Raw genomic sequence first — 24,992 nt, forward strand, 5'->3', positions numbered from 1 at the left:
GGGGGCTCCACCGGTTTTGCTCCCCCCCCCCGCCCCCCCCGGGGGGCCCCCCCCCGGGGGGGGGGGGGCCCCCCCCCCCGGCCTGCGGGGATACGGTTCAGCCGCGCTGGATGCCGCTGCTGTCCTGGAGCACGCCGCGACGGCCGTCCTGGGTCTGCGCGATCAGCGCGGAGCCGCGCTGGTCGACCGCCAGGTACCAGGTGCCGGGGGTCAGTTCTGCGATCTGCGAGCCCGAACCGTCCTCGGCGAACAGCGGGCGCGGCACCGGCACCGCGAACCAGAACGCGGTGAAGTCCGACGCCGGGGCCGCGGCGGCGGGCGTCGGCTGCGGAGCCGCCGCCTGCGCGTACTGCTGCTGGCCGAACGCCGGGTCGACGGACTGCGCGCCGCCTGGGTAGCCGTAGCCGGCCTGCTGCGGGGCGGCACCGTAGGGAGCCGCGCCGCCCACCGCGTACGGCTGCTGCTGGCCGACCGGCGACGGGGTGCCCATGAGCGGGGCCTTGAGCGCCGGCAGCCGACCCGACAGCGGCGCGACGACCGCGATGGCCAGGCCGAACAGCAGGGTCAGCCAGTTGCCTGACCCCTTGTCGAGGCCCTCCGGGTTGTGGAAGAGGGTCGCCCACACCGCGGTCCAGCCGACGAAGATCGACAGGGCCACGGCCCACTGGTCGAACGACAGCCCGAGCACCTGCTTGCCGGCGAACTGCGGGGCACGCGCCATGAGTACGGCGCCTGCGGCCACCAGCGCCGCCAGCGTCACCGACGGCAGGGTGGGGAACCAGTCCGAGTGCCAAAGGTTCCGGGACTCGGACCCCAAGCTGTAGAACGGCAGGAACGAGGCGATCAGGAGCAGCACCGCTGCTCCGATCACCGCGCCGTCTCCTCGGGTCAGGGAGCGGATGTTCACGTCAGGTCCTGTCCTTTGTCAGTTCTGTCAGTTCTCTTGGGCCACTCGGTGCGGTGCCCCATGGTACGAGGACGATCTTGGCCCGGTGGCCGGGTATGGGCATTGGTGCACGATCCATACCGGACTGCTACAGCCCCGTCACCTCTTCCCTTCGAGGAAGGCGGTGAGCCCGTCGGCGATCCCCAGGGCAGCGTGCTGCCGCCAGGCGGAGTTCGTCAACGCGGCGGCGTCGTGCGCGTTGCGCATGTTGCCGCATTCGATGAAGACCTTCGGCACCGTCGAGAGGTTGAGGCCGCCGAGGTCGTCGCGGATCGTCAGTCCCTTGCCACCGAGGTAGTTTGCCAGCGGTTCACCCGTCGCGGTGTGGAAATGCGACCGCAGGGTGGTCGCCAGGCGCAGCGAGGGCGCCGCGATGGCACGGGTGTCCGCCGCGCCCGCGTGCACCGACTTGGGCGCGATCACGTGGAAGCCGAACTTGTCGGCGGGGGCGCCGTCCGCGTGGATCGACAGCGCCGCATCGGCGTGCGCGGCATTGCCGATCCTGGCCCGCTCGTCCACGCACGGGCCGTACGGCCGGTCGCCGTCGTAGGTCAGCACGACCTTGGCGCCGCGCGCCTCCAGCAGTGCCCGCACCCGGTGGGCGACGTCCAGTGTGTACGTCGACTCCGGGTAGCCGGCGTTGGTCGCGGTGCCGGTGGTGTCGCACGCCTTGCGGTTGGTGCCGATGTCGACGGACTTGCCGATCTCGGCGGTGTGCTTCGCGTTGCCGAGGTTGTGCCCCGGGTCGATGACGATCGTCCTGCCCGTCAGCTCCTTGCGGGGCGCGGCGGCCGAGGTCGTGACCGGGGTGGGCGTGGCGTCACCGTGTGCCACCGGGGAGCCCGCGGAACCGCTGTCCGGCGCCGCCGTGGAATCCCCCGCGGCGGGGCCCCGGCCGGCCGTGGCGCCGTCGTCGGAGCCGTGCCGCGCGCCGAACACGAACCAGCCCCCCGCGAGGGCCGCGACCAGCACGATTGCCGTGATGACCAGCGACCGGCTCCGAGCGCCCCCGTGTGACTCGTTGCTGAACACGCCCGCGACTCTATCGGCCCCGCTCGCCGCCACGCAGCGGCCCCGGTGAAGCGGCCCGCGGACCCGGCCGCGTACTACCGTGCGGTGCCGTCGGTCACTCTGCGCAACAGTTGGAGCGACCTGGTCGCGGACTCCTGGACGAAGTCGCCGGACTCCAGCGCGCGGCGGTAGATGCGGTAGGGCGCCTGCCCGCCGTCGGCCGGGTCGGCGAACACGTCGTGGATCGCCAGCAGTCCGCCCCGGGCGACCCGGGGCGCCCAGCCCTCGTAGTCGGCCGCCGCGTGCTCGTCGGTGTGCCCGCCGTCGATGAAGACCAGGCAGAAGGGCCGCGTCCACAGCGCCGCCACCTGCGGCGACCGCCCCACCACCGCGACCACGTGCGGTTCGAGACCGGCGGCGTGCAGGGTGCGGCGGAAGTGCGGCACCGTGTCGATCAGCCCGGTGTGCGGGTCCACGAGCGACGGGTCGTGGTACTCCCAGCCCGGCTGCTGCTCCTCGCTGCCCCGGTGGTGGTCCACGGTCACCACGACGGTGCCCGCCTGCCGGGCCGCGTCCGCCAGCAGGATCGTGGAGCGCCCGCAGTAGGTGCCGACCTCCAGCACCGGCAGCCCCAGGTCGGCGGCGGCGCCGCGGGCCGCCGCATGGAGTGCCAAGCCCTCGTCCGCGGGCATGAACCCCTTGGCGGCCTCGAACGCCGCGAGCACGTCAGTCATCCCGGCATCCTACGAAGCCGCTGGTCGCGAGGTCCGCCGAGCCCACCCGCCGAGCCCACCCGCCGAGCCCACCCGCCGAGCCCACCGCCGGTCCGGGCCGATGCCGCCTGCAACCCCGCAGGCCCAGGCCGTTGGGCGTAGGCCGAAATGCCGATGCCCCCGCGGCGGCGACGGCGGCAGCATGGACGCCGTGAGCGAAATCCTCGGACAGCGCGCCCGGACAGGCCCCACCGACCCCGCCGGCCCCGGCAGACGGGCCGCGCCACCCGCCTGGGCGGTGCTCCTCGCGGTGTGCGCGGGGCAGTTCCTCGTCGTGCTCGACGTCTCGGTGGTCAACGTCGCGCTGCCGTCGATGCGCGGCGCGCTCGGCTTCGGCGAGACCGGCCAGCAGTGGGTGGTCAACGGCTACGCGCTCGCCTTCGCCGGCTTCCTGCTGCTCGGCGGCCGGGCCGCGGACCTCTTCGGCCGCAAGCGGACCTTCCTCACCGGCCTCGGCCTGTTCACCGCGGCCAGCCTGGCCGGCGGCCTCGCCCAGAGCCCGTGGATGCTCATCACCGCCCGCGCCGTGCAGGGGCTCGGCTCCGCGGTGCTCGCACCCACCACGCTGTCCATCCTCACCACCTCCTTCCCCGAAGGACCCGAGCGGACCCGGGCGATCGGCACCTGGACGGCCGTCGGCGCCGGCGGCGGCGCGGCAGGCGGCCTCGTCGGCGGGCTGCTCACCGACCTGCTGTCCTGGCGCTGGGTGCTGCTGGTCAATGTGCCGATCGGCGCGCTTGTCCTGGTCGGCGCTGCCCTGTGGCTCACCGAGAGCAAGGGCGCCGCCGCCCGCAGGCTCGACGTCCCCGGCGCGGTCCTGGTCACCGGCGGCGTCAGTGCCCTCGCCTACGGCATCGCCGAGACCGAGTCGCACGGCTGGACCTCCGCGATGTCGCTCGGTCCGCTGATCGGCGGCCTCGCGGTCCTCGCGCTGTTCACCGCGGTGGAGGCACGGACCGCCCAACCCCTGATCCCCCTGCGGCTGTTCACCATCCGCTCGGTGGCCTCCGCCAATACCGTGCTGTTCACCGCCGGCGCCGCGACCTTCGCGGTCTGGTACTTCCTGTCGCTCTACATGCAGCAGGTGCTGCACTACAGCGCGATACGCGCAGGACTGTCCTTCCTCCCGCACACCGCCGCGATCATCGTCGGCTCCAAACTCGCCCCGCGGCTGATGAGCCGGATCGACGCACGGGTGATCGGCGCGGCCGGCGGGGTGATCGCGGTCGCCGGCGCCGTCTGGCAGAGCCGGATCACCGCCGACGGCACCTTCCTCGGCATCATCCTCGGGCCCGGCATCCTGACCATGCTCGGCGCGGGACTGCTGCTCACCCCGATCTCGGCGGTGGCCATGTCGGGCGTCGGGCGCGGCGAGCAAGGCCTGGTCTCCGGCCTGCTCAACACCTCGCGCCAGCTCGGCGGGGCGCTCGGCCTGACCATCCTCGCGACGGCGGCCGCGTCACGTATCGCGACCCGTACGGCCGCGGGCGCGACCGGCGCCCAGGCGCTGTCCGCAGGCTACGGACTGGCCTTCCTGATCGGCGCGGCCTTCCTCGCCGCCGGTACGTGCCTGGTGGTGCTGCTGCCGAAACCGGCGCCGCGCGAGGCTGCCTGACCTCAGAGCCAGCCGTTCTGCCGGGCGGTGCGGACCGCCTCCATGCGGTTGCGGGTGCCGGTCTTGCCGATGGCGGCCGACAGGTAGTTGCGCACCGTCGACTCCGACAGGAACAGCCGGCCCGCGATGTCCGCGACCGTGGCGCCGTCCGCCGCGGCGTTCAGCACATCCTGCTCGCGCGGGGTGAGCGGGCTCGGACCCGCGCTGAGCGCCGCCGCGGCCAGCGCGGGGTCGATCACCCGCTCCCCGCGCAGCACCCGCCTGATCGCCCCTGCCAGCTCCTCCACCGGCCCGTCCTTCACCAGGAACCCGGCCGCCCCCGCCTCCATCGCCCGCCGCAGATACCCCGGCCGCCCGAACGTCGTCAGGATCAGCACCTGGCACTCCGGCAGCCGCCGCCGCAGCTCCGCCGCCGCGTCCAGGCCGCTGCGTCCGGGCAGTTCTATGTCGAGCAGGGCCACATCCGGCCGCGCGGCCAGTGCCTCCTCCACGATCCGGTCGCCCGCCGCGACCTGGGCGACGACCTCCATGTCGTCCTCGAGGTCGAGCAGCAGCGCCAGCGCCCCGCGCATCATCCCCTGGTCCTCGGCGAGCAGCACTCGTGTCACCGGCGGCCCACCGGGTGCGTCAGTCATGCGGGTCAGCGTATCCAGCGCCCGCCCGCCCGCACCGGGCCGTCCACCGGGCCGTCCACGCGGGTGCGGGAGCGGGCGCGCACGCGCGCCGTCGAGTGTCGATCGGGTGACTTCAACGGCTCCGCTCGGGGGGAGCGCGGCGACGGCGGTTAACGATGGTGGCAGTACGCCCTATTTGCTGATGAAAAAGGAGAAACCGACCGATGCGACAGGGTCCCCTGGCCGGCCGCTATCCCGCGGTGGCGGCGATGGTCGTTTTCGCCCTGGTGCCGTATCTGGCCCTCTCGGCGGCTCTGGGGCCCCTCACCCCGATCATCGCCGCCGACCTGGACATGAGCCTCCAGACGATCAACCTGGTCTCGGGCATGGCCAACGCCGGCTACGCGGTCGGCACGGTGCTCGCGGTGCAGTTCGCCCAGCACCTCCCGCAGCGGCGGATGCTGATCATCTACGGCACGCTGCTCGTGATCGGCTCGGTCCTCACCGCGGCGGCGACCGTACCCGCGATGTTCATCGTCGGACACATCCTCCAGGGCCTGTGCACCAGCCTGCTGCTGATCGCCTCCGTGCCGCCGCTGATCATCGGGTATCCGGCGTCCAGGCTGCGCGAGACCGCCGTGGTCCTGAACGTGTGCATCTTCGGCGCGGTCGCTCTCGGCCCGGTGATCGGCGGCGCCCAGGCCTCCGCGCACGACTGGCGGCCGCTGTTCTGGATCATCGCCGGAATCGCGGTGGCCGCGCTCGTCCTGTCCGTCCTGACCTTCCAGGACACCCCGCCGGCCAATCCGGACGGCCCCGTCGACCTCATCGCGGTCGGGCTGGCCACCGTCGGCTGCGTGGCCGCGTTCTTCGGCGCGTCGGAGCTGCTCACCCACCCCTTCGTCGACGCCCACACGATCGGGCCGCTGCTCGGCGGGCTGCTGCTGATCATCATCCTCTTCGTCCACGAGTACACGGCCAAGGATCCGCTGCTGTGCGTGCGCAGCCTGATCAGCACGCTGCCGGTCGCCGGTATCGTCGCCGCGATCTGCGCGGCGGCCGCCTCGGTGTCGGCGATCTCGCTGACCTTGACCGCGCTGTCACCCCGGGTCTCGCCGCTGCACCTGGGACTGCTCTACCTCCCCGAGTTCGGCGGCGCGGTGATCACCGCGATCGCCTTCGGCTTCATCTTCCGCACCCGCGGGCTGCACTACTACGTCCTGGTCGGGATGGCCTTCCTGGCCGCCGGCATCCTGATCATGAACGGTGCCTCCCCGACCACGTCCGTCCTCACCTCGGTGGGTTCCGGCTTCGTCGGCGTCGGCGTCGGCGCCTCCGTCGTGCCGGCGCTGTTCATCGCCGGCTTCTCGCTGCGCTCCAACAACGTGCAGCGGGTGTTCGCGATCATCGAGCTGATGCGGGCGGTGGCGGCGTTCATGATCGCCCCGGTGCTGCTCTACATCGCCGCCACCGTCGGGAGCAACGCCGACTCGGGGACGAGGACGGCCCTGTGGATCTGCTTCGGGATCGCCGTGCTGGGCGCCCTGCTCGGCATCGGCTTCTACTGGGCCGGCGGTGTGCGCCACCCCCCTTCGCCGAAGCTCCAGGGCTGGCTCAGCGGTCAGGAGCCGGGCTGGGACTCCCCGCCCCTGTTCGCCCGGTTCACGCGCGGGCAGAAGCAGGACGAATTCTGCGAGTAGCGCGCCTGGGCCCGCGGCTACCGTGGGCCCATGACACACGCATCCGACGCCGACATCGCGGCGCTGCCCGTCGAGCAGTTCGGTTTTCCCGGTCCGCTCAGGGACCAGCTGGTCGCGGCGGTTCTCGACGGCAGCAAGACCGCCACCACCGGGGTACTCGCCGCCTACGAGCACGAGGGCGAGGCGCTGCCGGAGGTGGGGGCGCGGGCGGTCGTGGTGGACTCGGCGGACCACCCGGTCGCCGTCATGGAGTTCACCGAGGTGCGGGTCGTGCCGCTGCGCGAGGTGGACCTCGCACACGCGGTGGACGAGGGGGAGGGCGACACCAGCGTCGCCGGCTGGCGCAGGACCCACGAGGAGTTCTGGCACAGCCCGGAGATGCGGGCCGCGATGGACGACCCGGATTTCACCGTCGACGACGACACCCTCGTGGTGCTCCAGCGCTTCCGGCTGGTCGCCGACCTCCGCGGCTGAGCCGCCGGAGCCGGCCGGCGTCAGGCCGCGGTGTCCTCGCCCACCGGCAGCACCGCCGCCACCCGGAAGCCGCCCGCGGGGCAGGGGCCCGAGGTCAGCGAACCGCCGGCGGCGGCGAGGCGTTCTGCCAGCCCCCGCAGCCCGGTGCCGGTGCGGGCGGACCGCAGGACCGCCGTCCCACCGGGGGAGCCGGCGGCAGCGGGGGCCTGAGGTTCCGCGAGGCCGCGGCCGTTGTCGGTGATCGTCAGATGCGCCAGGCCGTCGGCCGAGCTCAGTTCGATACGCGTCAGGTTCGCGCCGCTGTGGCGTACGACGTTGGTGACCCCCTCGCGTACCACCCAGCCGAGCAGCGCCTCGGTCTGCGGGGGCAGCGGCGGGCCCGACTCCTGGAGTACGACCTCGATGTCGGAGGCGGCCAGGGCCGAGCGCGCCCGGTCCAGCTCGGTGGACAGGCTGCCCTCGCGATAGCCGCTGACGGCCTCGCGGATCTCGGTCAGGGCCTGGCGTCCCACCGACTCGATGTCCGCGACCTGGGCCAGCGCCGCCTCCAGGTTGCGCGGGGCCAGCCGGCGGGCCGCCTCGGCCTTCACCACGACCACGGAGAGGGTGTGGCCGAGGAGGTCGTGCAGGTCGCGGGAGAAGCGCAGCCGCTCCTCCGCCACCGCGTTGCGCGCCAGCTCCTGCCGGGTCGCCTTGAGCTGGGCCACCGCGTGGAAGAGGGAGATGATCACCGAGACGACGAGACCGGAGAGGAAGGTGCCGTAGGACAGGCTCGCCGTGCTCCAGAAGCCCTCGTGGTGCAGGCCCGACACGGTGCCCGCGGAGGCGCTGAGCACGGTCAGCGTCATGCCCAGTCCGCGCCGGCTGCTCGACAGGCTGCCCGCGCACAGCGAGACCAGGACGAACAGCAGCATGAAGTTGCCGCCGTAGCCGATCGCCATGGAGAGCGTGAGCGCCGCCAGCGCCCACAGCAGCCGGTAGGGCAGCCGCCCGGTCCGCAGCCGCTCGCTGAACGCGGCCCGGATCGTGCACACGTACAGCGCGCAGAAAAGGGCGAGGCCGGACGCGGCCAGCCACGGTATCGGCACCTCGCCCTTGACCACGTCGCTCGCCGGGCCGACCGCCATCAGCAGCCACGGGATCAGCGCACCGCCGTCCGGGGCCTTGATGCGCTCGATCTCCTGCTCGAACTCCATCGGACCGCGCCTCCACCACCGCCACCCTCGGCGGCACCGCTCCTTGATCGGATCCTTCTCCGCCGCCCCGGCCGAACCGGCCGTGCTGGTCGCAGTCGTCGCCATGTGGGTCCCCGTCCCCGTCGGTGCCGCGTGCATCGTGCGCCCGCCGGGGGAGGGCGGACCTGTGCGGTCCGCCCCTGCGACCCGCCTCATGCGGTCCGCGCGCTCCGCCGGTAGGAGAACACAGCGTAACCGGCGAAAACAGCCAGCCAAAGGCCCAGCACACCGACCGTTCCGGCGCCGGGCGCATGGCGGTCGAGCACGCTCCAGCCCAGGTCACCGAAGCGGTTGGTCGGTGTCCAGCGGGAGATCGAGGCCAGCCAGTGCGGGAAGACGTCGACCGGGATCCACAGCCCGCCGACCACGGAAAGCCCCATCATGCTGACCATGCTCACGACACCGGTGGTCTGGGCGGTGAGCCCGTAGCCGTTGCCGAGGCCGAGCAGGGTGAAGGGGATGGTGCCCAGCCACATCAGGACCGCGGCCGCCGCCCACTGCCACACCGCGAGCCGTACGCCGTTCACCAGCGCGCCCGCCGTGAAGACGGTCACGATCGCCGGCAGCACGGTGACGCCTGCGGTCAGCGCGCGGCCGAGCACCACCTGGAGCGGGGTGAGCGGGGTGACCCGCAACTGCCGCAGCCAGCCACGGGCCTTGTCCTCCGCGACGCCGGGCCCCACCGCGAGCGCCGCGCCCAGCGCGCCGTACGCGGCCATGCCGATCATCGCGAAGCGGGCGTAGTCCATCCGGTCCTGGCTGTTGTCGGTGCCCAGGTTGGTGAACAGCAGATACATCATCAGCGGCGTGGCCACCCCGACGACCACGAAACCGGTGTCCCGCAGGGTGCGGCGGACTTCAAGACGGACGTACTCGATCATCGGACGGCCTCCTGGTAGGTGTCGGCGTGGGTCGCCGTGCCGGCCTCGGCGCCGGCCTTCGTCTCCGCGGGGTGTGCGGTGAGGGTGAGGAAGGCGTCCTCCAGGCTGGCCGGTGCGACCGCGAGCCGGCGGACGCGGCCCGCCCGCGCCAGGGCGACGACGGTCGCGTCGGAGTCGGCGCTGCGCAGCACCGCCCGGTCCCCGCGCACCTCCATGGCGATGACCCCCGGCAGCGCCCGCAGCCCTTCGGTGGCCTCGCCCGCCAGGTCGAAGGAGACCAGGGTCGCGCCCACCCGCCGCTTGATGGCCTCGCCGGTGCCGTCCGCGACCTTCCGGCCCTGGTCGATCACCACGATGCGGTCGGCGTTGTCGTCGGCCTCCTCCAGGTAGTGCGTGGAGAACAGCACGGTGTTGCCGCGGGCCGCGTAGCTGCGCATCGACCGCCAGAAGGCCCGGCGCGCCTCCACATCGAGCGCGGCGGTCGGCTCGTCGAGCACGAGGAGTTCAGGGCCGCCTGCCACCGCCAGCGCGAAGCGCAGCCGCTGGGCCTGCCCGCCGGAGAGCCTGTCCACCCGGCGCCCTGCCAGCTCGCCGATCCCGGCCAGGTCGAGTGCCTCGCGCACCGGCATGGGGTGCGGATACGTGGACGCCACGAAGCCGACCAGCTCCCTGACGGTGGTGCGCGGAATGGGCTGGCCGACCTGGAGCATCGCCCCCACCCGGCCCGCCCGCACGGCCTCCTGCGGTGTGCCGGAGAACAGCCGGACCTCGCCGGAGTCCGGCCGGTCCAGCCCCAGCAGCAGGGCGATGGTCGTCGACTTGCCCGCGCCGTTGCGGCCGAGCAGTGCCAGCGTCTCGCCCCTGGCGATCTCCAGGTCGAGGCCGGCCACCGCCTCGACGCTGCCGAAACTCTTGTGTACGGCCCCGAAGTGGACCGCCCCCGTCTTTTTCATGGGCATGACGTTACGCAGCGCAGGCAGGACCCCGGCAGCACCGATTGTCCCGCGCTCCCCGGTACAAATGTCCTGCCTGCCTGCCTGCCTGCCTGCCTGCCTGCCCGACTCCGGCCCGGCGCCCGGGCCTTGCGCGTGCGGCGGCGCCCTACGAGGGGGAGTCCTCAGGGCGGCGGTGGCGGCCGGGCGGCGGTGGTGAAGGCGCGTCAGCAGCTTCCGGTTCCGGGGAGGCGGCGCCGCGATGGCGTCCCGGGTGGCCGTCGGGCTGCCGCTCGGCGGCGGGATCGGCGGCGGGATCGGCGGCGGGCACGGTGGCGGGCACGGCCGTACTCCCCGTCGGGCGGCGGCGCCGGAAGCGCGCGAGCAGGGAGTACCCGTGGTCACGCCGGGCGCCCCTGCGCATGACGGCGAGCGGCGGGCGCACCGGTGCGCCCGCGGTCCCGGCCACGCGGGTCACCCGGCCTTCGCGGCGGCCAGCGGCGCCTGCTGCAAGGGCAGGACGTTCCACTTCCTGCGGGTCGCGGGAAGCGGCGCGGGCAGCCGGGCCGGCACGTGGACGACCACTCCCGTCGCCGCCCGGGCGGCCGGCTCCGGCCAGCCGGCCGGCGGGTCGTACGCTGCGAGCCCGCACGGGAGGCCGTCCGCCGCGTACGGCAGCCGCAGTTCGTCCCCCGGCATCCACATGCCGGCCGCGCCCAACCACCCGGGCGGCGACGCCCGCCAGTGCAGCCGGCGCTCGCCCGGCCGCCACAGCGCCAGCGACTCCGCGCCGCCCGGCACCTCGGCCCGCAGCGCCACCACCGACGCCTCGGGCATCAGGATCTGACCCGGCTGCGCGGCGACCGGGGTGAGCAGGACGCCGGGCACCCGCAGCGCGTCGGGGAAGCGCACCGGGCGCCTGCTGCCCAGCACCCCCCAGCCGAGCCGCGCCTCACCGGTGGCGTCGCTGCGCAGCAGCAGCAGGCCGCTGTCCGGCTCGGCGAGCAGCAGTCGGTCGTCGCTGTCGTCGGTGAGCTGGAGCAGCGGGCTGGTGCGCGCGGTGTGCAGGTCGACGGCGACGGCCTTGGTCCGCCCGTCGAGCTCGCGGTCCACCGCGAGCAGCCGGCCCACCCGGTCGAGCCAGACCCCGCCCGTGCACCGGCCCGGCACCGTCATGGCGAGTTCCGGCACGCCGTCGGGAGTGCCGTGCACCCGCCAGATCCCGGTGCGGTCGGCGTCCTCCTCCCAGGCGAGGGCGTATGCGGCGCCGGGCGCGGGCGGCAGCAGGCGTACGTCGCCGGCGAGCGTGCCCAACGGCAGCTCCCCGGTGCCGGGTCCCGTCGGGGAGAGCAGCGACAGGCTGTGCCGGTCGGCGGCGACCCGGCGCCTGATCAGCACCCGCCCGTCGGCCAGCGCCAGCACCTGGGTGCCGGGCTCCTCCGGCTGCGGCCCCGGCAGCGGTACGGCGTACGGCTCCGGCCCGGCGAGCGTCCACCGCTCGGCGAGCAGCCCGCCGCCTCCCGGGCCTGCGCTGCCATCGGGTCCTGCGATCTCGGCGAGGCAGGCGGCGTACGAGCCGTCGGCGGCGATCGTGAAGCCCGACCGGCGCACGGCACGCGGTGCGCCCCCTGTCCGAAGGGCGCTCATGGCGCCCACTGCACTGACGGTCATATGAAACGTCCACCTCCCGGACAGGACCGTAGTTTTCGTATCTCCGGACGATCAACGCGAGTGCGGGCAGTTCACACGTAAGGGTGTCGGTTCGCGTGATTCCGCCGCGGAACGGGGGTGGTTGTGCTGAGCGGGAGGGGGCGCGAGGGGGTGGAGTACGGCATTCCGGGGGCTCAGGTTAGGCTCACCTAAGAAATTGCTGAGAATCGTTCCAGGAGTGCACCCATGTCTCATCGGCGCCGCCACACCGCCGTCGTCGCCCTCGCCGTTGCCGCCGGCCTCTCCCTCGCCGCCTGCGGAAGCTCCTCCGGCGACTCCGGCAGCGACAGCGGGACCGCCGCCAAGGGCAAGGACAAGCAGTCCGTCGCGAAGGGCGGCAAGGACTTCGGCTCGGCCGCCGACAAGACCGCGCAGATGGGCACCGACGCCAAGCCCGGCCAGTTCCCGCGCACCATCACCCACGCCATGGGCACCACCGTCGTCAAGGCCCGGCCCACCCGGGTGGTGGTCCTCGATGTCGGCGAGCTCGACAACGTCGTCTCGCTCGGCGTCAAGCCGGTCGGCTACGCGCCGAGCGAGGGCTCGCCCGAGCTGCCGTCGTACCTGAAGAAGGACGGCGGGCAGCCGAAGAGCGTCGGCACCATCAACAGCCTCAACCTGGAGGCCATCGCCGGCCTCCATCCCGACCTCATCCTCGGCAGCCAGCTGCGCGCCGCCCCGCAGTACGCGGCACTCAGCAAGATCGCGCCGACCGTGTTCTCGATCCGCCCCGGCTTCACCTGGAAGCAGAACTACCTGCTCAACGCCGCCGCCCTCGACAAGACCGCCGAGGCGGAGGCGAAGCTCGCCGACTACGACAACCGGATCAAGGCGCTGGACACCGCGCTCGGCGCCGACAAGCCGGTCGTGTCGATGGTCCGCTACATGCAGGACGGCAAGACCCGGCTCTACGGCAACGCGTCCTTCATCGGCACCATCCTCAAGGACGCCGGCATCCCGAGGCCCAAGATCCAGGACATCGACGACCTCGCCGCGGAGATCTCCGCCGAGAACATCGACAAGGCCGACGGCGACTACATCTTCACCGGCGTCTACGGCGACCCCGGCACCACGGACAAGGCCCGCGCCCAGTCCAACCCGCTGTGGAAGAACCTCCGCGCGGTCAAGGCCGGCCACGCCTTCGACGTCCCCGACGAGACCTGGTACCTCGGCCTCGGCGTGACGGCCGCCGACCAGGTGGTCGCCGACCTGACCCACTACCTCGCGGGCTGAACCACCCCGCTGCGGAACGCCCCGCACTCCGGGGCGGAGCCGGGATGTGGGTGTGATCGATTCTGGGCTGACGTCACTCGTGCTGACGAGTGACGTCAGCCCAAAGTTGCACCATGCACACGCGGAGCGGCATGTCGGAGGTCCGGCGCCCGGAGGCGTCCCGGGCCGCGAGGTGGGCCTCGTTCCGGGCGGGGACAGTGCCGGCGGCAACCCGGGTAACCTTCCCTACGTGCCCAGCCTCTCCGACGTCACCGCCGCCCTCGACGCCCTCTGGCCCCCGGCACTCGCCGAGGACTGGGACGCCGTGGGGCTGGTGTGCGGCGATCCGTCCGCCCAGGTCGGCCGGGTCGTCTTCGCCGTCGACCCGGTCCGGCAGGTCGTGGACGAGGCCATCGCGGCCGGCGCCGACCTGCTGGTCACCCACCACCCCCTCTACCTGCGCGGCACGACGACCGTCGCCCCGGTCGGCCCGGCCGGCTTCAAGGGGCAGGTCGTCCACGACCTGATCCGCAACGACATCGCCCTCTACGTCGCGCACACCAACGCCGACCGCGCCGACCCCGGCGTCTCGGACGCCCTCGCCGCAGCCGTGGGCCTGCGGGTCACCGGCCCGCTGGTGCCGGACCCGACAGACCCGGAAAACCGCCGCGGCCTCGGCAGGATCGGCGCGCTCGACGTGCCGCTCAGCCTGGCCGAGTTCGCCGAACAGGCCGCCCGCGGGCTGCCCGGCACCGCCACCGGGCTGCGTATCGCCGGCGACCCGGCCGCGCCGGTGCGCACCGTCGCGGTGTGCGGCGGGTCGGGGGACAGCCTCTTCGAACAGGTACGGGCCGCGGGTGTGGACGCGTACCTGACCGCCGACCTGCGCCACCACCCCGCCTCCGAGGCCCGCCAGGCGGGCCCGCCTGCGCTTCTCGACGCCGCCCACTGGGCCACCGAATGGCCGTGGTGCCCGCAGGCCGCACGCCAGGTCGACGCGCTCGCCGAGCGGCACGGCTGGGCGCTGAGCACCCAGGTCTCGTACGCCGTCACCGACCCGTGGACGGCGCACGCACCCTCCGCTTCCTCCGTCCCTTCCAGCAGCCCAGGAGCCCCCCGCTGAACGCCGAGCCCGCCGACCAGATCCGCCTTCTCGAAGTCCAGGCCCTCGACGCGCGCATCGCGCAGCTGGACCACAAGAGCAGGACCCTTCCCGAGCACACCGAGCTGGAACGGCTCGGCGCCGACCTCGCCCAACTGCGCGACCTGCTGGTCGCCGCGCAGACCGAGGAGAGCGACACCGCACGAGAGCAGACCAAGGCGGAGCAGGACGTCGACCAGGTCCGCCAGCGGGCCGTACGCGACCAGCAGCGGCTGGACTCCGGCGCGGTCGGCCCCAAGGACCTGGAGAACCTCCAGCGCGAGCTCGCCTCGCTCGCCAGGCGGCAGTCCGACCTGGAGGACGTCGTCCTCGACGTCATGGAGCGCCGCGAGGCCGCCCAGGAGCGGGCCACCGAGCTGGCAGGCCGGGTCGAGTCGGTCCAGGCCAAGGTCGCCGAGGCCGAGGCCCGCAAGACCGCCGCCCTCGAAGGCATCGACGCGGAGGGCTTCACCGCCGCCAAGGAGCGCGAGGTGCTGGCGGCCTCCGTCCCCGACGACCTGATCAAGCTCTACGACAAGCTCCGGGCCCAGCAGGGCGGCGTCGGCGCGGCGCGGCTCTACCAGAAGCGCTGCGAGGGCTGCCGCCTCGAACTGAACATCACCGAGCTGAACGAGGTGCGGGCCGCCCCCCGCGACCAGGTCGTCCGGTGCGAGAACTGCCGCCGGATCCTGGTGCGTACGGCCGACTCGGGACTGTAGCCGCATGGCGGACGAGACGGTCTTCTTCCTGCTGCGGCACGGGGAGACCGCGCTCACCGCGGAGCGGCGCTTCTCCGGCAGCGGCGGCGCCGACCCGGCGCTCTCGGAGCGCGGGCGCGGGCAGGCGGGGCAGGTGGCGGGGGCCGCCGTGCTGGAAGCGGTCGAGGCCGTCGTCTCCTCGCCGCTGGCGCGCTGCCTGGAGACCGCGCGGCCGGTGGCCGACCGGCTCGGGCTGCCGGTCACCGTCGCGGACGGGCTGCGCGAGACCGCGTTCGGGGCGTGGGAAGGCCGCACCTTCGCCGAGGTGCGCGAGCGGTTCCCCGCCGAGCTGGACGCCTGGTTCGCCGGACCCGCCGCCGCACCGCCGGGCGGCGAGAGCTTCGACGACGTCACGTCCCGGGTGGCGGCCGCCAGGGACGAACTGCTGGCGGCGCACCGCGGCCGTACGGTGCTGCTGGTCAGCCATGTGACGCCGATCAAGACGCTGGTCCGGCTCGCACTCGGCGCACCGCACGAGGCCGTCTTCCGGATGGACCTCGCCCCCGCGTCCCTGTCGGCGGTGGCCCACTACCCCGACGGCAACGCGTCCGTACGCTTCCTCAACGCCACGGCGCACCTGGCCTGATCAGGGCGCCAGCGCCGCCGCCTCCTTGGCCAGCGCGGTGACGCCCTCCCAGTCCCGGGCGGCGAGCAGATCCCCCGGGATCATCCAGCTGCCGCCGACGCAGGCCACGTTGGGCAGGGCCAGATAGCCCGGTGCCCGGGCCGCGTCGATCCCGCCCGTCGGGCAGAACCGCGCGCGGGGCAGCGGCGAGGCCAGCGACCGCAGGAAAGGGACCCCGCCGGCCGCCTCCGCGGGGAAGAACTTCATGTCGGTGACGCCGCGTTCGAGCAGGTTGAGCACTTCCGAAGCCGTCGAGACGCCGGGCAGGTACGGCAGCCCCGTCCCGCACATGGCATCGAGCAGCCGCTCGCTCCACCCCGGGCTGACCACGAATCGCGCGCCCGCGGCGGAGGCCGCCGCCGCGTGATCCGGCGTGAGGACGGTCCCGGCGCCGACGACCGCGTCCGGCACCGCGTGTGCCACCGCCTGGATCGCCTCCAGCGCGGCCGGGGTCCGCAACGTGATCTCGATCGCCCGCAGCCCGCCCGCGAGCAGCGCCCGGGCGAGCGGTACGGCGTCGCCGGCGTCGTCCACGACGACGACGGGTATCACGGGAGCAAGCCCGAACACGGAATCCATGCGGCACATCCTCTCCCCCCGGTCCACCCCCTGCAACGCCCGTTGCACCCTCCGCAACGACCCCCACCAGGCATACGAAGAATGTCGCCCCCAGCCGGGGCGGGCGCGAAGGTCAGGCATCCCGCCAGGGGTGCGAGAACGTCGCCCCCAGCCGGGACGGGCGCGAAAGTGAGCGTCCTGCCGCAGGGGGCCTCCCGCCAGGGGTGCGAGGAACGGCGCGCCCAGCCGGGACGGCGGGAAGGACGCCACCCCACGGCGGAGGGCCCCGTCAAGAAACCCCGCGGAGCACCTGTTCAGTGGAGGTCGCGCACGAGAACGTCAAGGCGCGACCCTTCCGCCTCCACGGTGAAACCGAGATCGCGGAGGTCGGCGACGAGTGCGGCCGGCGTCCGAGGCCGCGCCCCGGAGGTGAGTAGGGCGCGCGCCAACCGCCCCTTCGTCGCCTTGTTGAAGTGCGACACCACACTCCTGCGCTCGACCCCGTCGACAACACTCACGTGCAGCACCCGCACCGTCGCGGTGCGCCGGGCGACGTCGCCTTGGGGCCGCCAGGCCCCGGCGTAGACCGAGGAGCGCAGGTCGAGCACCAGCCCGCTCCCCGCCGCTTCCGGCAGGACCCGTTCCAGGTGCGGCTTCCAGTAGGCGGCGAGCCCGCCGGCGGCCGGCAGCCGTACGGCCATGGAGCAGCGGTAGGCCGGGATGCGGTCGGCGAGCCGTACGGCGCCCCACAGCCCGGAGAACACGAGCACCGACTGCCCGGCGCGCCGCTTGGCGGCCGCGTCGAGAGTGGCGAGGCCGAGCGCGTCGTAGAGGACCCCGGTGTAGAGCCGCCCGGCGGGCATCGCGGGGGCGGTGCGCAGGGCGGCGTTCCTGGCGACCTCCCCACGCAGGCCGGGACTGAGTCCGAGCACGTCCGCCGCCTTGTCCTCGTCGGAGGAGCAGAGGGCGACCAGTTCGTCGAGGACGGCCGCGCGCGCCGCGCCGAGCCCGGGCAGCGACAGCCCTTCGAGCGCGACCGGCCGCCCGCGCACGGCGGTGGCCTTCCCCTCGGACGGCGGCAGCAGGACGAGCACGGCTTCTCCTCGGACTCACGCGGACGGACCGCAGCAGCCTACGCGGCAACGCAGGCCATCCCGGCCCCGGCGGGGTGTGGCTGCGGTCCGGCGGGGGCGCCGCCACCTCTCACCGGCTTGCGTGTCCGAACACCATGTATGGTTTAGCGAACCAGGAGAAATCCACCCTTCGTGAAGGCAGGAAACAGGTATGACGCTGATCACCACGCCGTTCGGGAGCCGTGCCACCGCAGCCGAGGTGATCGACGGAGTCGATCTGCGCGGGCGCCGGATGATCGTCACCGGCGGCTCCTCCGGTCTCGGGGTCGAGACGGTCCGCGCGCTCGCCGGTGCGGGTGCGCAGGTGACCGTCGCCACCCGGGACCCGGCCGCCGCCGACCCGCTGGTCAAGGAATTCCCGACGGTCAGGGCCGCCGCACTCGACCTGGCCGACCCCGCGTCGGTCCGTGCTTTCTGCGACGCCTGGAGCGGCCCGCTGGACGCCCTCATAGCCAACGCCGGCGTGATGATGCTCCCGACCCGCCAGGTCAACCCGCAGGGCTGGGAGACGCAGCTCGCCGTCAACTACCTCGGCCACTTCGCCCTGGCCGTCGGCCTGCACACGGCCCTGCGGGAGGCCGGGAAGCCGCGCGTGGTCGTGGTCAGCTCGGGTGCCCAGCTGCGGACCGGATTCGACTTCGACGACCCGCAGTTCGAGCGGCGCCCCTACGACCCCTTCGTGGCCTACGCGCAGTCGAAGACCGCCGACGTGCTGCTCGCGGTCGGCGCCGGCCGCCGGTGGGCGGAGCACGGCATCACGGCCAACGCCTGCGCGCCGGGGGTGATCCACACCAACCTGGCACGCCACATCGACCAGGCGACCATGCGGGCCCTCGGTGCCATGGACGCGGACGGCAACCTCATCACTCCCGACTACTTCAAGACCCCGGCCCAGGGCGCTGCCACCACCGTGCTGCTGGCGGCCTCGCCGCTCCTCGATGGCGTGACGGGCCGGTATTTCGAGGACAATCAGGAGTCGGAGGTCGTCGAGGGGGGCCCCGAGGTGCCGGCCGGCGTCGCGACGTGGTCGGTCGACCCCGCCGCCGCGGACCGGCTGTGGGACCTCGCCCTTCCGGTGGTGCGCTGACCGGTGGAGCCTGTGCGCCGTCCCGGTCGGTCCGAGCGCAGGAACAGACTGGAAGGTGCACTGATGAGACCCGTGACCCGGCGCCAGGCCGACCACCACGCCGCGCGTTCGGCCGCGACCCAGGAGCAGTTGATGTCCGCCCTGGAGCGCCTGCTCGCTTCGGGTGAGGCCTTCTCCGAGATCAGCGTCCAGCAGATCCTGGAGGAGGCGGCGGTGTCCCGGGCCACCTTCTACGCGCACTTCCAGAGCAAGTCCGACGTGCTGGTGCGGCTCACCGACGATCTGCGCGAGTCACTGCTGACGCTCGCCCGCCGGTGGGACCCGGCCGCGGGGGAGGACGGCCCGGAGCAGCTCACCCGGTTCTTCGAGGACGTGATCAGGATCCACCGTGCCCACCAGGGGGTGATCACCGCGGTCCGGGAGGCGGCGTCCTACGACTCCGCGGTGGGCGACTTCTACACCGCGAACCTGGAGAGTTTCGAGGAGGCGGCGCTGCGGACCATGCGGTCGGAGCAGGCCGCGGGCTCGACCGCGGCCGACGTCGACGCCGTGGCGGCGAGCCGGATCATCGCCTGGGGCGGCGCCCAGGCGATCGCCCACCACATCCGGGTGGACGGCGGTGGCGGTGACTCCGCCTTCGCCCGCGAACTCGCCCTGATCTGGTGGTACGGCGCCTACCGCCGCCCCGCCGGAGCCTGAAGGGCCCCTCGCGGGCGCACCCGCGCCGAGGGGTCGGCGTGCTCTGCGTTCCGGTCTGATCCACTACGATGGGCCCACGGCAGACGAGCCGGGCGGACGGTCGCGTCAGGACCCCAGGGTCCTGCCGAGGAAGGTCCGGGCTCCACAGGGCAAGGTGGTGGCCAACGGCCACCCGGGGTGACCCGCGGGACAGTGCCACAGAAAACAGACCGCCGGGGACCTCGGTCCGCGGTAAGGGTGAAACGGTGGTGTAAGAGACCACCAGTGCCCAGGGTGACCTGGGCAGCTAGGTAAACCCCACCTGGAGCAAGGTCAAGAGGGCGTCGTAGCGATACGCCGCCCGCGCGGACGTTCGAGGGCTGCCCGCCCGAGTCCGCGGGTAGACCGCACGAGGCTGTCGGCAACGGCAGCCCTAGATGGATGGCCGTCGCCCGGCCGGCCGCGAGGCCCCCGGGTACAGAACCCGGCCTACAGCCCGACTCGTCTGCCGCCCACGACCTTGAGCACTCCGGCTGGGATGCCCAGCCGGCCCAACCGGGACAGGAGCGCCGCTTCCTGTTCCCGTGCGACCTCGATCCACAGGGCCGTTCCGGAATCGCCGGCACTGAAGACCTGCCGGCCGGCCCGCCGGCCCTCGGCGTGGATCGTGTAGGGCGCCAGGTCCGACAACACCGTGAACTGCCCGTCGTCTCGCACGTCGAGGTCGATCCCCATCCCGGGATCGGAGCGCTTGGAGCGGCTGCCGCTCGCGACCTCCTGCCGAGCCAGTGACAGCGCACGCTCGTACGAGTGCAGGACCTCGGCCGGCCAGGTGTCACCGCTGTAGGCGTCGATGTGTGCCGCGTCGATGCTCGAACGCAGCACGTGCAGCGCTTCGCGATGAACACGCACGGCGTCCGCAGGGCGAACCCCTTCCGCGAGTACGAGTTCGCGGACCCGGACGCCATCCTCATCGATCACGTGCAGGACTCTCCCACGGGAAGCGGGCGTCGCCACAGTGAGAGGCCCGGCCCGTCACAGGGGGCACCTGCTCGACAGCCCGGACCCCGCTTTCCCCGAGGTGGATTTCCTGCCGTGAGGCGGTTGCCCGCGGCCCGGTGAGAGGCGGTGCGCCGCCCGCATGGCAGGCGGGCGGCGCACCGGGAGTCCCCGGGATCAGGAGCAGGGGCTGCCGTTGAGGGTGAAGGAGGTGGGCGCGCCGGAGCTGCCGGTGGACGTGCCCTGGAAGCCGAAGGACTGCGAACCGCCGGGCGGGATCTGGGCGTTGTAGCCCAGGCTCGACGCGGTGACGGCTCCCGAGGACGGGCTGACCGTGGCGTTCCAGGCGCTGGTGATCGTCTGGCCCGCCGGCAGGGTGAAGCCCAGCCTCCAGCCGTTGACGGTGCCGGAGCCGGTGTTGGTCACGGTGACGTCGGCGGTGAAGCCGCCGGGCCAGGTCCGCGGGGTGAAGGTCACCTTGCAACCGCCCGACCCGGTGCCGCCGGTGGTCCCACCGGTGGTGGTGCCACCCGTGGTCGTACCGCCGGTCGTCGTGCCGCCGGTGGTGGTGCCGCCCGTGGTGGTGCCCCCGTTGGTCGATCCGCCGCCGATGTTCACCGACGAGGAGAACGAGCTCACGGCCAGGCCCGCGCCGTTCTGCCAGGGCTCGAAACCTGCCTGGACGCTGGTGAGGTACCAGGAGTTCTGCGCCAGACCGCGGGCGATCGTCTCATTGGCGAACGCCTTGACGTCGAAGCTCCAGCTGTCGATCGCGGAGGGGGCGACGAAGGAGATCACGTCGTTGCCGCCGTTGTTGCCGGTCCACACGTCCCAGCTGCGCCCGGCCACGTTGGCGGTGCCCACCTTGGAGCCCACGGGCTGGATGGAACCGACGTGGTTGAACCACACCATGATCTCGGTCTTGTTGACGCCGTCCTTCCGGGGCGTCGGGTCGAGCCAGATGTCGTAGGCGGCGTCGTACACCGCGTTGCCGACGTAGTTGTACGAGATGCTGGTCGGGGCGCTGCCGATGGCGCTGAGCTGCGCGGGCAGGTTGGTGCCCGGCGAGCAGTTGGTGTAGTGGCAGCCGTTGAAGATCGACGGGTACGACTTGGGCGCCCCGTTGGTGGCGACGGAGCCGTCGGCCTGGGTGATCTGGAAGCCGGTGCCGGTGACGTTGATGCACTGGGCCTCGCTGGTGCCCCAGCGGTTGTTCTGCACGACGTAGCGGCCCTGGATCGTGGTGGTGCCGTACTGCGTGCAGATCTGGGTGTCCGCGTGTGCGGCCGGTGCGGCCGTCAGGGTGATCAGGGCGCCCACGGCGAGGCCGAGGGCCGCCACGGCCGCCACGACGGCCTTTCTGGTTGATCGCAGAGCTTGCTGCAGAGGCTTCATGCTGTCCCTTTCGACAGGCACGGAGGTGGGGGGATTTGCAAGCGTGTGGCGGGAGTCGTCCCATTCGGTTTCGACGAATTCGATTATGGGAGCGCTCCCACACCGCTCCGAGAACGGGACAATAGGCGTCGGCAACCCATGTGACAAGAGTTACGGCAGCATCGGCCCGCCGGTCGCGCCCGGCGAACGGCGCTGTGGCGCGCCGATCATGGCCGGTATTCGCGAACGGGCGGCGCGGCAGGCAATGCGCGACGTGCGGTGCCTGGACTCCTCCCACCGGCGGAAACGGCGGGCGGCGCGGATCGGCGGCAAGCCGATCTTGTCCAGGTTATTGACGCGTGCGCGTCATGCCATGACACTCCATTTCGATCCTGCTGCTTGAGAGCGCTCTCAGATCGGTGCCCCGTTCACTTCCTGAACGGAAAAGAGTTCCACGACCGCTTCAACTGACCCCCACCTATTGGAGAAAGGTCACCACGCCCATGAGGAAGACCGCACTTCCACGCCCCGGCGCCGGCCCGGCCGGCCGGACCCGCGGCCGGCGGCCCGGCCGCCGCACCCTGCCCACCGTCATCGGCGCGCTGCTCGTGCTCATCGCCGGCGCGCTGGGGCTCTCGGTCACCGGCGGCTCCGCCGCGGCGGCCGTCCCGGCCCCGCCGAGCGGCTGGACCACCGTGTTCAGCGACGACTTCAACGGAGCGTCGGGCACCGGCCTCAACCGCGCCAACTGGCTCTACGACACCGGTATCGGTTACAACTACCCCGGCGCGGCGACCATGTGGGGCACCGGCGAGATCGAGACGGCCACCGACTCGACCGCCAACGTCTACCAGGACGGCTCGGGGCACCTGGTGATCAAGCCCATCAAGGACGCGGCGGGGCACTGGACCTCCGGCCGGATCGAGACCCAGCGGACCGACTTCGCCGCCCCGGCCGGCGGCCAGTTGGAGATCAGCGCCTCCCTGAAGCAGCCCGCTCCCGCCCACGGCCTCGGCTACTGGCCGGCGTTCTGGGCGATGGGCGCCGACGCCCGCCCGGTCGGGGCCACCAACTGGCCCGGCATCGGCGAGCTGGACATCATGGAGGACGTCAACGCGCTGAGCCAGCACTCGACCACCTTCCACTGCGGTGTGTGGGCCGGCGAGTGCCACGACCCGGACGGCATCAGCAGCGGGCTCCAGGCGTGCGGCGGCTGCCAGAGCGGCTTCCACACGTACTCGGTCGTCGTCGACCGCACCAACACCGCGGCCGAGCAGCTGCGCTTCTACCTCGACGGCAGCGTGACCTACACGGTCAACGAGAACCAGGTCTCCACCGGCACCTGGCAAGCGGCCGTCGACCACGGCTTCTTCGCCATCTTCGACGTGGCGATCGGCGGCTCCTACCCCAACAAGGTCTGCGGCTGCACCTCGCCCTCGGCCGACATCAGCTCGGGCGCCGCGATGACCGTCGACTGGATCGCCGTCAACAGGACCACCGGTGGCAGCACCGGCACGGTGGGCGGCACGTCCACGGGCACGTCCACGGGCACTTCGACGGGCACGTCCACGGGCACCTCGACGGGGGCCTCGACCGGCACCAGCACCGGTACGTCCACGGGGACGAGCACCGGCACCACCAACGGCGGTGCCACCGGCGGCGGTACGAGCTCGCCCGACTACACCGCGAGTGCCGCGTCCACCGGTTCCGGCCACGCGCGGATCACCTTCGTGCCGACGACACCCGCCGCGTACGTCGACGTGCACTACCTGGTCAACGGCGCAGGCCAGCAGAACTTCCGGATGACGAACAGCGGCGGTACCTGGACGCAGAACATCAGCGGTCTCTCGGCCGGCAACGTCATCACCTACTGGTTCACCTACGAGAAGAACGGCCCGCAGTACGACACCCCGCACTTCACGTACACCTACACCGGATAGCCCGCGGCCCCACGAGCACGGCCCCACGGACGCGGCCCGGCGCAGGTCTGGGGCCGCGTCCGTGCGGCGGGGCGGCTCGCACGGCGCGTCAGGCGTCAGGCGCCGGGTGTTAGGACGACCCGGTGGCCGGGGATGACGGGACCGGTCCAGGCGTCCTCGACCTTCGACAGGGGTACGGGGACGGCGCCGAGGGCCAGGGAGCCCGAGGTGATGTGCGCGGCGAGGGCGGGGAGTTCGGCGAGGATGCCCGCGGCGCCGACCGAGCCCTGGCCGCTGCCCATGATCCGCAGGTCCGCCGCGCGGAGCAGCTCGGAGGGCAGGGTGATCTCCCGGCCGGCCACCGACCCGATCTGGATCCAGGCCAGCGGCCTGGCGCGGTCGGGGCGGGCGGTGAGGATGGCGCGCATGGCGCCTTCCGCGGTCCGGCCCCACAGGTAGTCGACGACGACGTCGGCCTCGGCGGCGCCGCGCCCGAGGCGTTCCGCGACCTCGGCGGGCTCGCCCTGCAGGGAGACGGTGAGGTCCGCGCCCAGGTCCGGCAGCAGGGCGAGGCGCTCGGGGTCGCGGCCGGCGGCCACCACATGGCCGGCGCCGAGGTGCTTGGCGATCTGGACGGCGAGCCGGCCCGCGCTGCCGGTGGCGCCCAGCACCAGGACCCGCGCGCCGGGGTCGAGCCTGACGCGGCGGCGGAGGGCGACCCAGGAGGACATGCCCGGGTTCATCGCGGCGGCGACCGCGACCGGGTCGGTTCCTGCGGGCAGCGCGACGGCGCGGCGGCGGTCGGCGACGGCCTGCTCCGCCATCGTGCCGGGTGCGGTGTCGGGGGCGACGAAGTACAGCAGCTCGCCCCGCGCCGTACGGCCGACCGCGTCGATCCCCGGTATCAGGGGGAGTGCGCCGGTGGAGGTGTAGTGGGTGCCGTCGGCGCCGGAGCGGACCCGGGGGTGGAGGCCGGCGGCCAGTACGTCCACCAGGACCTCGTGCTCCCCGCGGGGCTCGGGGGTGTCGAAGGTGTCGTAGCGGGGCGGGGCGTCGAAGGAGCGGACGACGGCGGCGCGCATGGGCGGCCTCCTGCTTTCCTGGCGGGTACGGGTATGGTTTGTGGCACGTACTACCTCGACGGTAGTTTGTGTCACGTACCAGGTCAAGCGGAGGCGGCGGCGATGAGCACCCAGGGGCAGCGGCAGGGCCAGGGGCAGGACGGGGAACCGGTCGTGGACGGCGACCGGGAAGCCGCGGAGCAACTGACCACCGTGGACGCGCTCGTGCAGCTGTCCTTCCTGGTCCAGGGGGTGCTGGCGGGCGTCGCGTCCGCGCACGACCTGTCCGTCGTCCAGCTCCGGCTGTTCGGCATCCTGCGCGACCGCAGGCCCGGCATGCTCGAACTCGCCCGCTACCTCGGCCTGGACAAGTCCTCCATGACCGGCCTGGTCACCCGCGCCGAGAAACGCGGTCTGGTCCAGCGCCTCCCCTCGCCGCACGACGGCCGCGGCGTGCTCGTCGCCCTCACCCCGGAGGGCCGCCGCCTCACCGAGCTGGGCGCAGCCGAGATCGCCGACCGGCTCGCGGCGCTCGCCGCACCCCTGGACGCCGACG

Annotated in this window: 23 protein-coding genes and 1 other RNA gene; 12 read left to right on the forward strand and 12 right to left on the reverse strand. The window is 73.0% G+C overall.

Annotated elements, in window-relative coordinates; translation table 11 throughout:
- Positions 1 to 97: 97 nt before the first annotated feature.
- From ACGFMP_RS07680 to ACGFMP_RS07690, 3 genes are all read right to left on the reverse strand, one after another.
- Positions 98 to 907: a hypothetical protein gene (locus ACGFMP_RS07680; protein WP_393670954.1), complete on the reverse strand. Its 810-nt coding sequence runs from the start codon at positions 905 to 907 to the stop codon at positions 98 to 100.
- 138 nt (positions 908 to 1,045) lie between these two features.
- Positions 1,046 to 1,978 carry an N-acetylmuramoyl-L-alanine amidase gene (locus ACGFMP_RS07685; RefSeq protein WP_393670955.1) on the reverse strand — a complete coding sequence of 311 codons (933 nt, stop codon included), beginning with the start codon at positions 1,976 to 1,978 and terminating at the stop codon, positions 1,046 to 1,048.
- Positions 1,979 to 2,052: 74 nt separating this feature from the next.
- Positions 2,053 to 2,691: a class I SAM-dependent methyltransferase gene (locus tag ACGFMP_RS07690; RefSeq protein WP_393670956.1), complete on the reverse strand. Its 639-nt coding sequence runs from the start codon at positions 2,689 to 2,691 to the stop codon at positions 2,053 to 2,055.
- 199 nt (positions 2,692 to 2,890) lie between these two features.
- On the opposite strand from ACGFMP_RS07690, the gene ACGFMP_RS07695 reads away from it, so the two are divergent.
- A complete protein-coding gene (locus ACGFMP_RS07695) occupies positions 2,891 to 4,345 on the forward strand; it encodes an MFS transporter (protein ID WP_393671365.1) in 1,455 nt (484 codons plus the stop codon).
- A gap of 2 nt (positions 4,346 to 4,347) precedes the next feature.
- Here the strand turns inward: ACGFMP_RS07695 and ACGFMP_RS07700 are convergent, their stop codons facing one another.
- Positions 4,348 to 4,980, reverse strand: coding sequence for a response regulator (locus tag ACGFMP_RS07700; RefSeq protein WP_393670957.1), 633 nt, complete (start codon positions 4,978 to 4,980; stop codon positions 4,348 to 4,350).
- 203 nt (positions 4,981 to 5,183) lie between these two features.
- Here ACGFMP_RS07700 and ACGFMP_RS07705 point away from each other — a divergent pair, with 203 nt between their 5' ends.
- Positions 5,184 to 6,659, forward strand: a complete 1,476-nt coding sequence (locus tag ACGFMP_RS07705; RefSeq protein WP_393670958.1) for an MFS transporter — start codon at positions 5,184 to 5,186, stop codon at positions 6,657 to 6,659.
- Positions 6,660 to 6,689: 30 nt separating this feature from the next.
- Positions 6,690 to 7,133 (forward strand): ASCH domain-containing protein, encoded by a 444-nt coding sequence (locus ACGFMP_RS07710; RefSeq protein WP_393670960.1) that lies wholly within the window; start codon positions 6,690 to 6,692, stop codon positions 7,131 to 7,133.
- Positions 7,134 to 7,153: 20 nt separating this feature from the next.
- Here ACGFMP_RS07710 and ACGFMP_RS07715 read toward each other — a convergent pair whose 3' ends face one another.
- The 4 genes from ACGFMP_RS07715 to ACGFMP_RS07730 form a co-directional block, all read right to left on the reverse strand.
- Entirely contained in the window at positions 7,154 to 8,329 is a 1,176-nt protein-coding gene (locus tag ACGFMP_RS07715) for a sensor histidine kinase (RefSeq protein WP_393670961.1), read from the reverse strand.
- 191 nt (positions 8,330 to 8,520) lie between these two features.
- Positions 8,521 to 9,249, reverse strand: a complete 729-nt coding sequence (locus ACGFMP_RS07720; RefSeq protein ID WP_393670963.1) for an ABC transporter permease — start codon at positions 9,247 to 9,249, stop codon at positions 8,521 to 8,523.
- Positions 9,246 to 10,202: an ATP-binding cassette domain-containing protein gene (locus ACGFMP_RS07725; RefSeq protein ID WP_393670964.1), complete on the reverse strand. Its 957-nt coding sequence runs from the start codon at positions 10,200 to 10,202 to the stop codon at positions 9,246 to 9,248. Before ACGFMP_RS07725 ends, ACGFMP_RS07720 begins: the two co-directional genes overlap by 4 nt.
- A 453-nt stretch (positions 10,203 to 10,655) precedes the next feature.
- Positions 10,656 to 11,828: a hypothetical protein gene (locus ACGFMP_RS07730; protein WP_393670966.1), complete on the reverse strand. Its 1,173-nt coding sequence runs from the start codon at positions 11,826 to 11,828 to the stop codon at positions 10,656 to 10,658.
- A 249-nt stretch (positions 11,829 to 12,077) separates the two neighbouring features.
- Between ACGFMP_RS07730 and ACGFMP_RS07735 the strand changes: the two genes are divergently transcribed.
- From ACGFMP_RS07735 to ACGFMP_RS07750, 4 genes are all read left to right on the forward strand, one after another.
- Complete coding sequence (locus ACGFMP_RS07735) at positions 12,078 to 13,124, forward strand: ABC transporter substrate-binding protein (RefSeq protein ID WP_393670967.1); 1,047 nt, start codon at positions 12,078 to 12,080, stop codon at positions 13,122 to 13,124.
- Between the two features lie 229 nt (positions 13,125 to 13,353).
- Complete coding sequence (locus tag ACGFMP_RS07740) at positions 13,354 to 14,226, forward strand: Nif3-like dinuclear metal center hexameric protein (protein WP_393670968.1); 873 nt, start codon at positions 13,354 to 13,356, stop codon at positions 14,224 to 14,226.
- Positions 14,223 to 14,963 carry a zinc ribbon domain-containing protein gene (locus ACGFMP_RS07745; RefSeq protein WP_393671366.1) on the forward strand — a complete coding sequence of 247 codons (741 nt, stop codon included), beginning with the start codon at positions 14,223 to 14,225 and terminating at the stop codon, positions 14,961 to 14,963. Before ACGFMP_RS07740 ends, ACGFMP_RS07745 begins: the two co-directional genes overlap by 4 nt.
- A gap of 4 nt (positions 14,964 to 14,967) precedes the next feature.
- Complete coding sequence (locus tag ACGFMP_RS07750) at positions 14,968 to 15,588, forward strand: histidine phosphatase family protein (RefSeq protein WP_393670969.1); 621 nt, start codon at positions 14,968 to 14,970, stop codon at positions 15,586 to 15,588.
- Here the strand turns inward: ACGFMP_RS07750 and eda are convergent, their stop codons facing one another.
- Positions 15,589 to 16,206: a bifunctional 4-hydroxy-2-oxoglutarate aldolase/2-dehydro-3-deoxy-phosphogluconate aldolase gene (gene eda / locus ACGFMP_RS07755; RefSeq protein WP_393670970.1), complete on the reverse strand. Its 618-nt coding sequence runs from the start codon at positions 16,204 to 16,206 to the stop codon at positions 15,589 to 15,591.
- A gap of 293 nt (positions 16,207 to 16,499) precedes the next feature.
- A complete protein-coding gene (gene yaaA / locus ACGFMP_RS07760) occupies positions 16,500 to 17,279 on the reverse strand; it encodes a peroxide stress protein YaaA (protein ID WP_393670971.1) in 780 nt (259 codons plus the stop codon).
- 190 nt (positions 17,280 to 17,469) lie between these two features.
- On the opposite strand from yaaA, the gene ACGFMP_RS07765 reads away from it, so the two are divergent.
- The 3 genes from ACGFMP_RS07765 (at position 17,470) to rnpB (ending at position 19,591) form a co-directional block, all read left to right on the forward strand.
- Positions 17,470 to 18,405 carry an SDR family NAD(P)-dependent oxidoreductase gene (locus ACGFMP_RS07765; RefSeq protein ID WP_393670972.1) on the forward strand — a complete coding sequence of 312 codons (936 nt, stop codon included), beginning with the start codon at positions 17,470 to 17,472 and terminating at the stop codon, positions 18,403 to 18,405.
- A gap of 63 nt (positions 18,406 to 18,468) precedes the next feature.
- A complete protein-coding gene (locus ACGFMP_RS07770) occupies positions 18,469 to 19,104 on the forward strand; it encodes a TetR/AcrR family transcriptional regulator (RefSeq protein WP_393670973.1) in 636 nt (211 codons plus the stop codon).
- 84 nt (positions 19,105 to 19,188) lie between these two features.
- An RNA gene (gene rnpB, locus ACGFMP_RS07775) (RNase P RNA component class A) lies at positions 19,189 to 19,591 on the forward strand.
- Positions 19,592 to 20,259: 668 nt separating this feature from the next.
- Here the strand turns inward: rnpB and ACGFMP_RS07780 are convergent.
- Positions 20,260 to 21,477: a cellulose binding domain-containing protein gene (locus ACGFMP_RS07780; RefSeq protein WP_393670974.1), complete on the reverse strand. Its 1,218-nt coding sequence runs from the start codon at positions 21,475 to 21,477 to the stop codon at positions 20,260 to 20,262.
- A 482-nt stretch (positions 21,478 to 21,959) separates the two neighbouring features.
- Here ACGFMP_RS07780 and ACGFMP_RS07785 point away from each other — a divergent pair, with 482 nt between their 5' ends.
- Positions 21,960 to 23,396 (forward strand): glycoside hydrolase family 16 protein, encoded by a 1,437-nt coding sequence (locus ACGFMP_RS07785; protein ID WP_393670975.1) that lies wholly within the window; start codon positions 21,960 to 21,962, stop codon positions 23,394 to 23,396.
- Positions 23,397 to 23,491: 95 nt separating this feature from the next.
- Here ACGFMP_RS07785 and ACGFMP_RS07790 read toward each other — a convergent pair whose 3' ends face one another.
- Positions 23,492 to 24,457 carry a zinc-binding alcohol dehydrogenase family protein gene (locus ACGFMP_RS07790; RefSeq protein ID WP_393670976.1) on the reverse strand — a complete coding sequence of 322 codons (966 nt, stop codon included), beginning with the start codon at positions 24,455 to 24,457 and terminating at the stop codon, positions 23,492 to 23,494.
- 102 nt (positions 24,458 to 24,559) lie between these two features.
- Between ACGFMP_RS07790 and ACGFMP_RS07795 the strand changes: the two genes are divergently transcribed.
- Positions 24,560 to 24,992 (forward strand): MarR family winged helix-turn-helix transcriptional regulator (locus ACGFMP_RS07795; RefSeq protein ID WP_393670977.1); only part of this gene is annotated, 433 nt, incomplete at its 3' end.

The organism is Streptomyces sp. NPDC049040 (assembly GCF_043197715.1).
Taxonomy (GTDB): Bacteria; Actinomycetota; Actinomycetes; order Streptomycetales; family Streptomycetaceae; genus Actinacidiphila.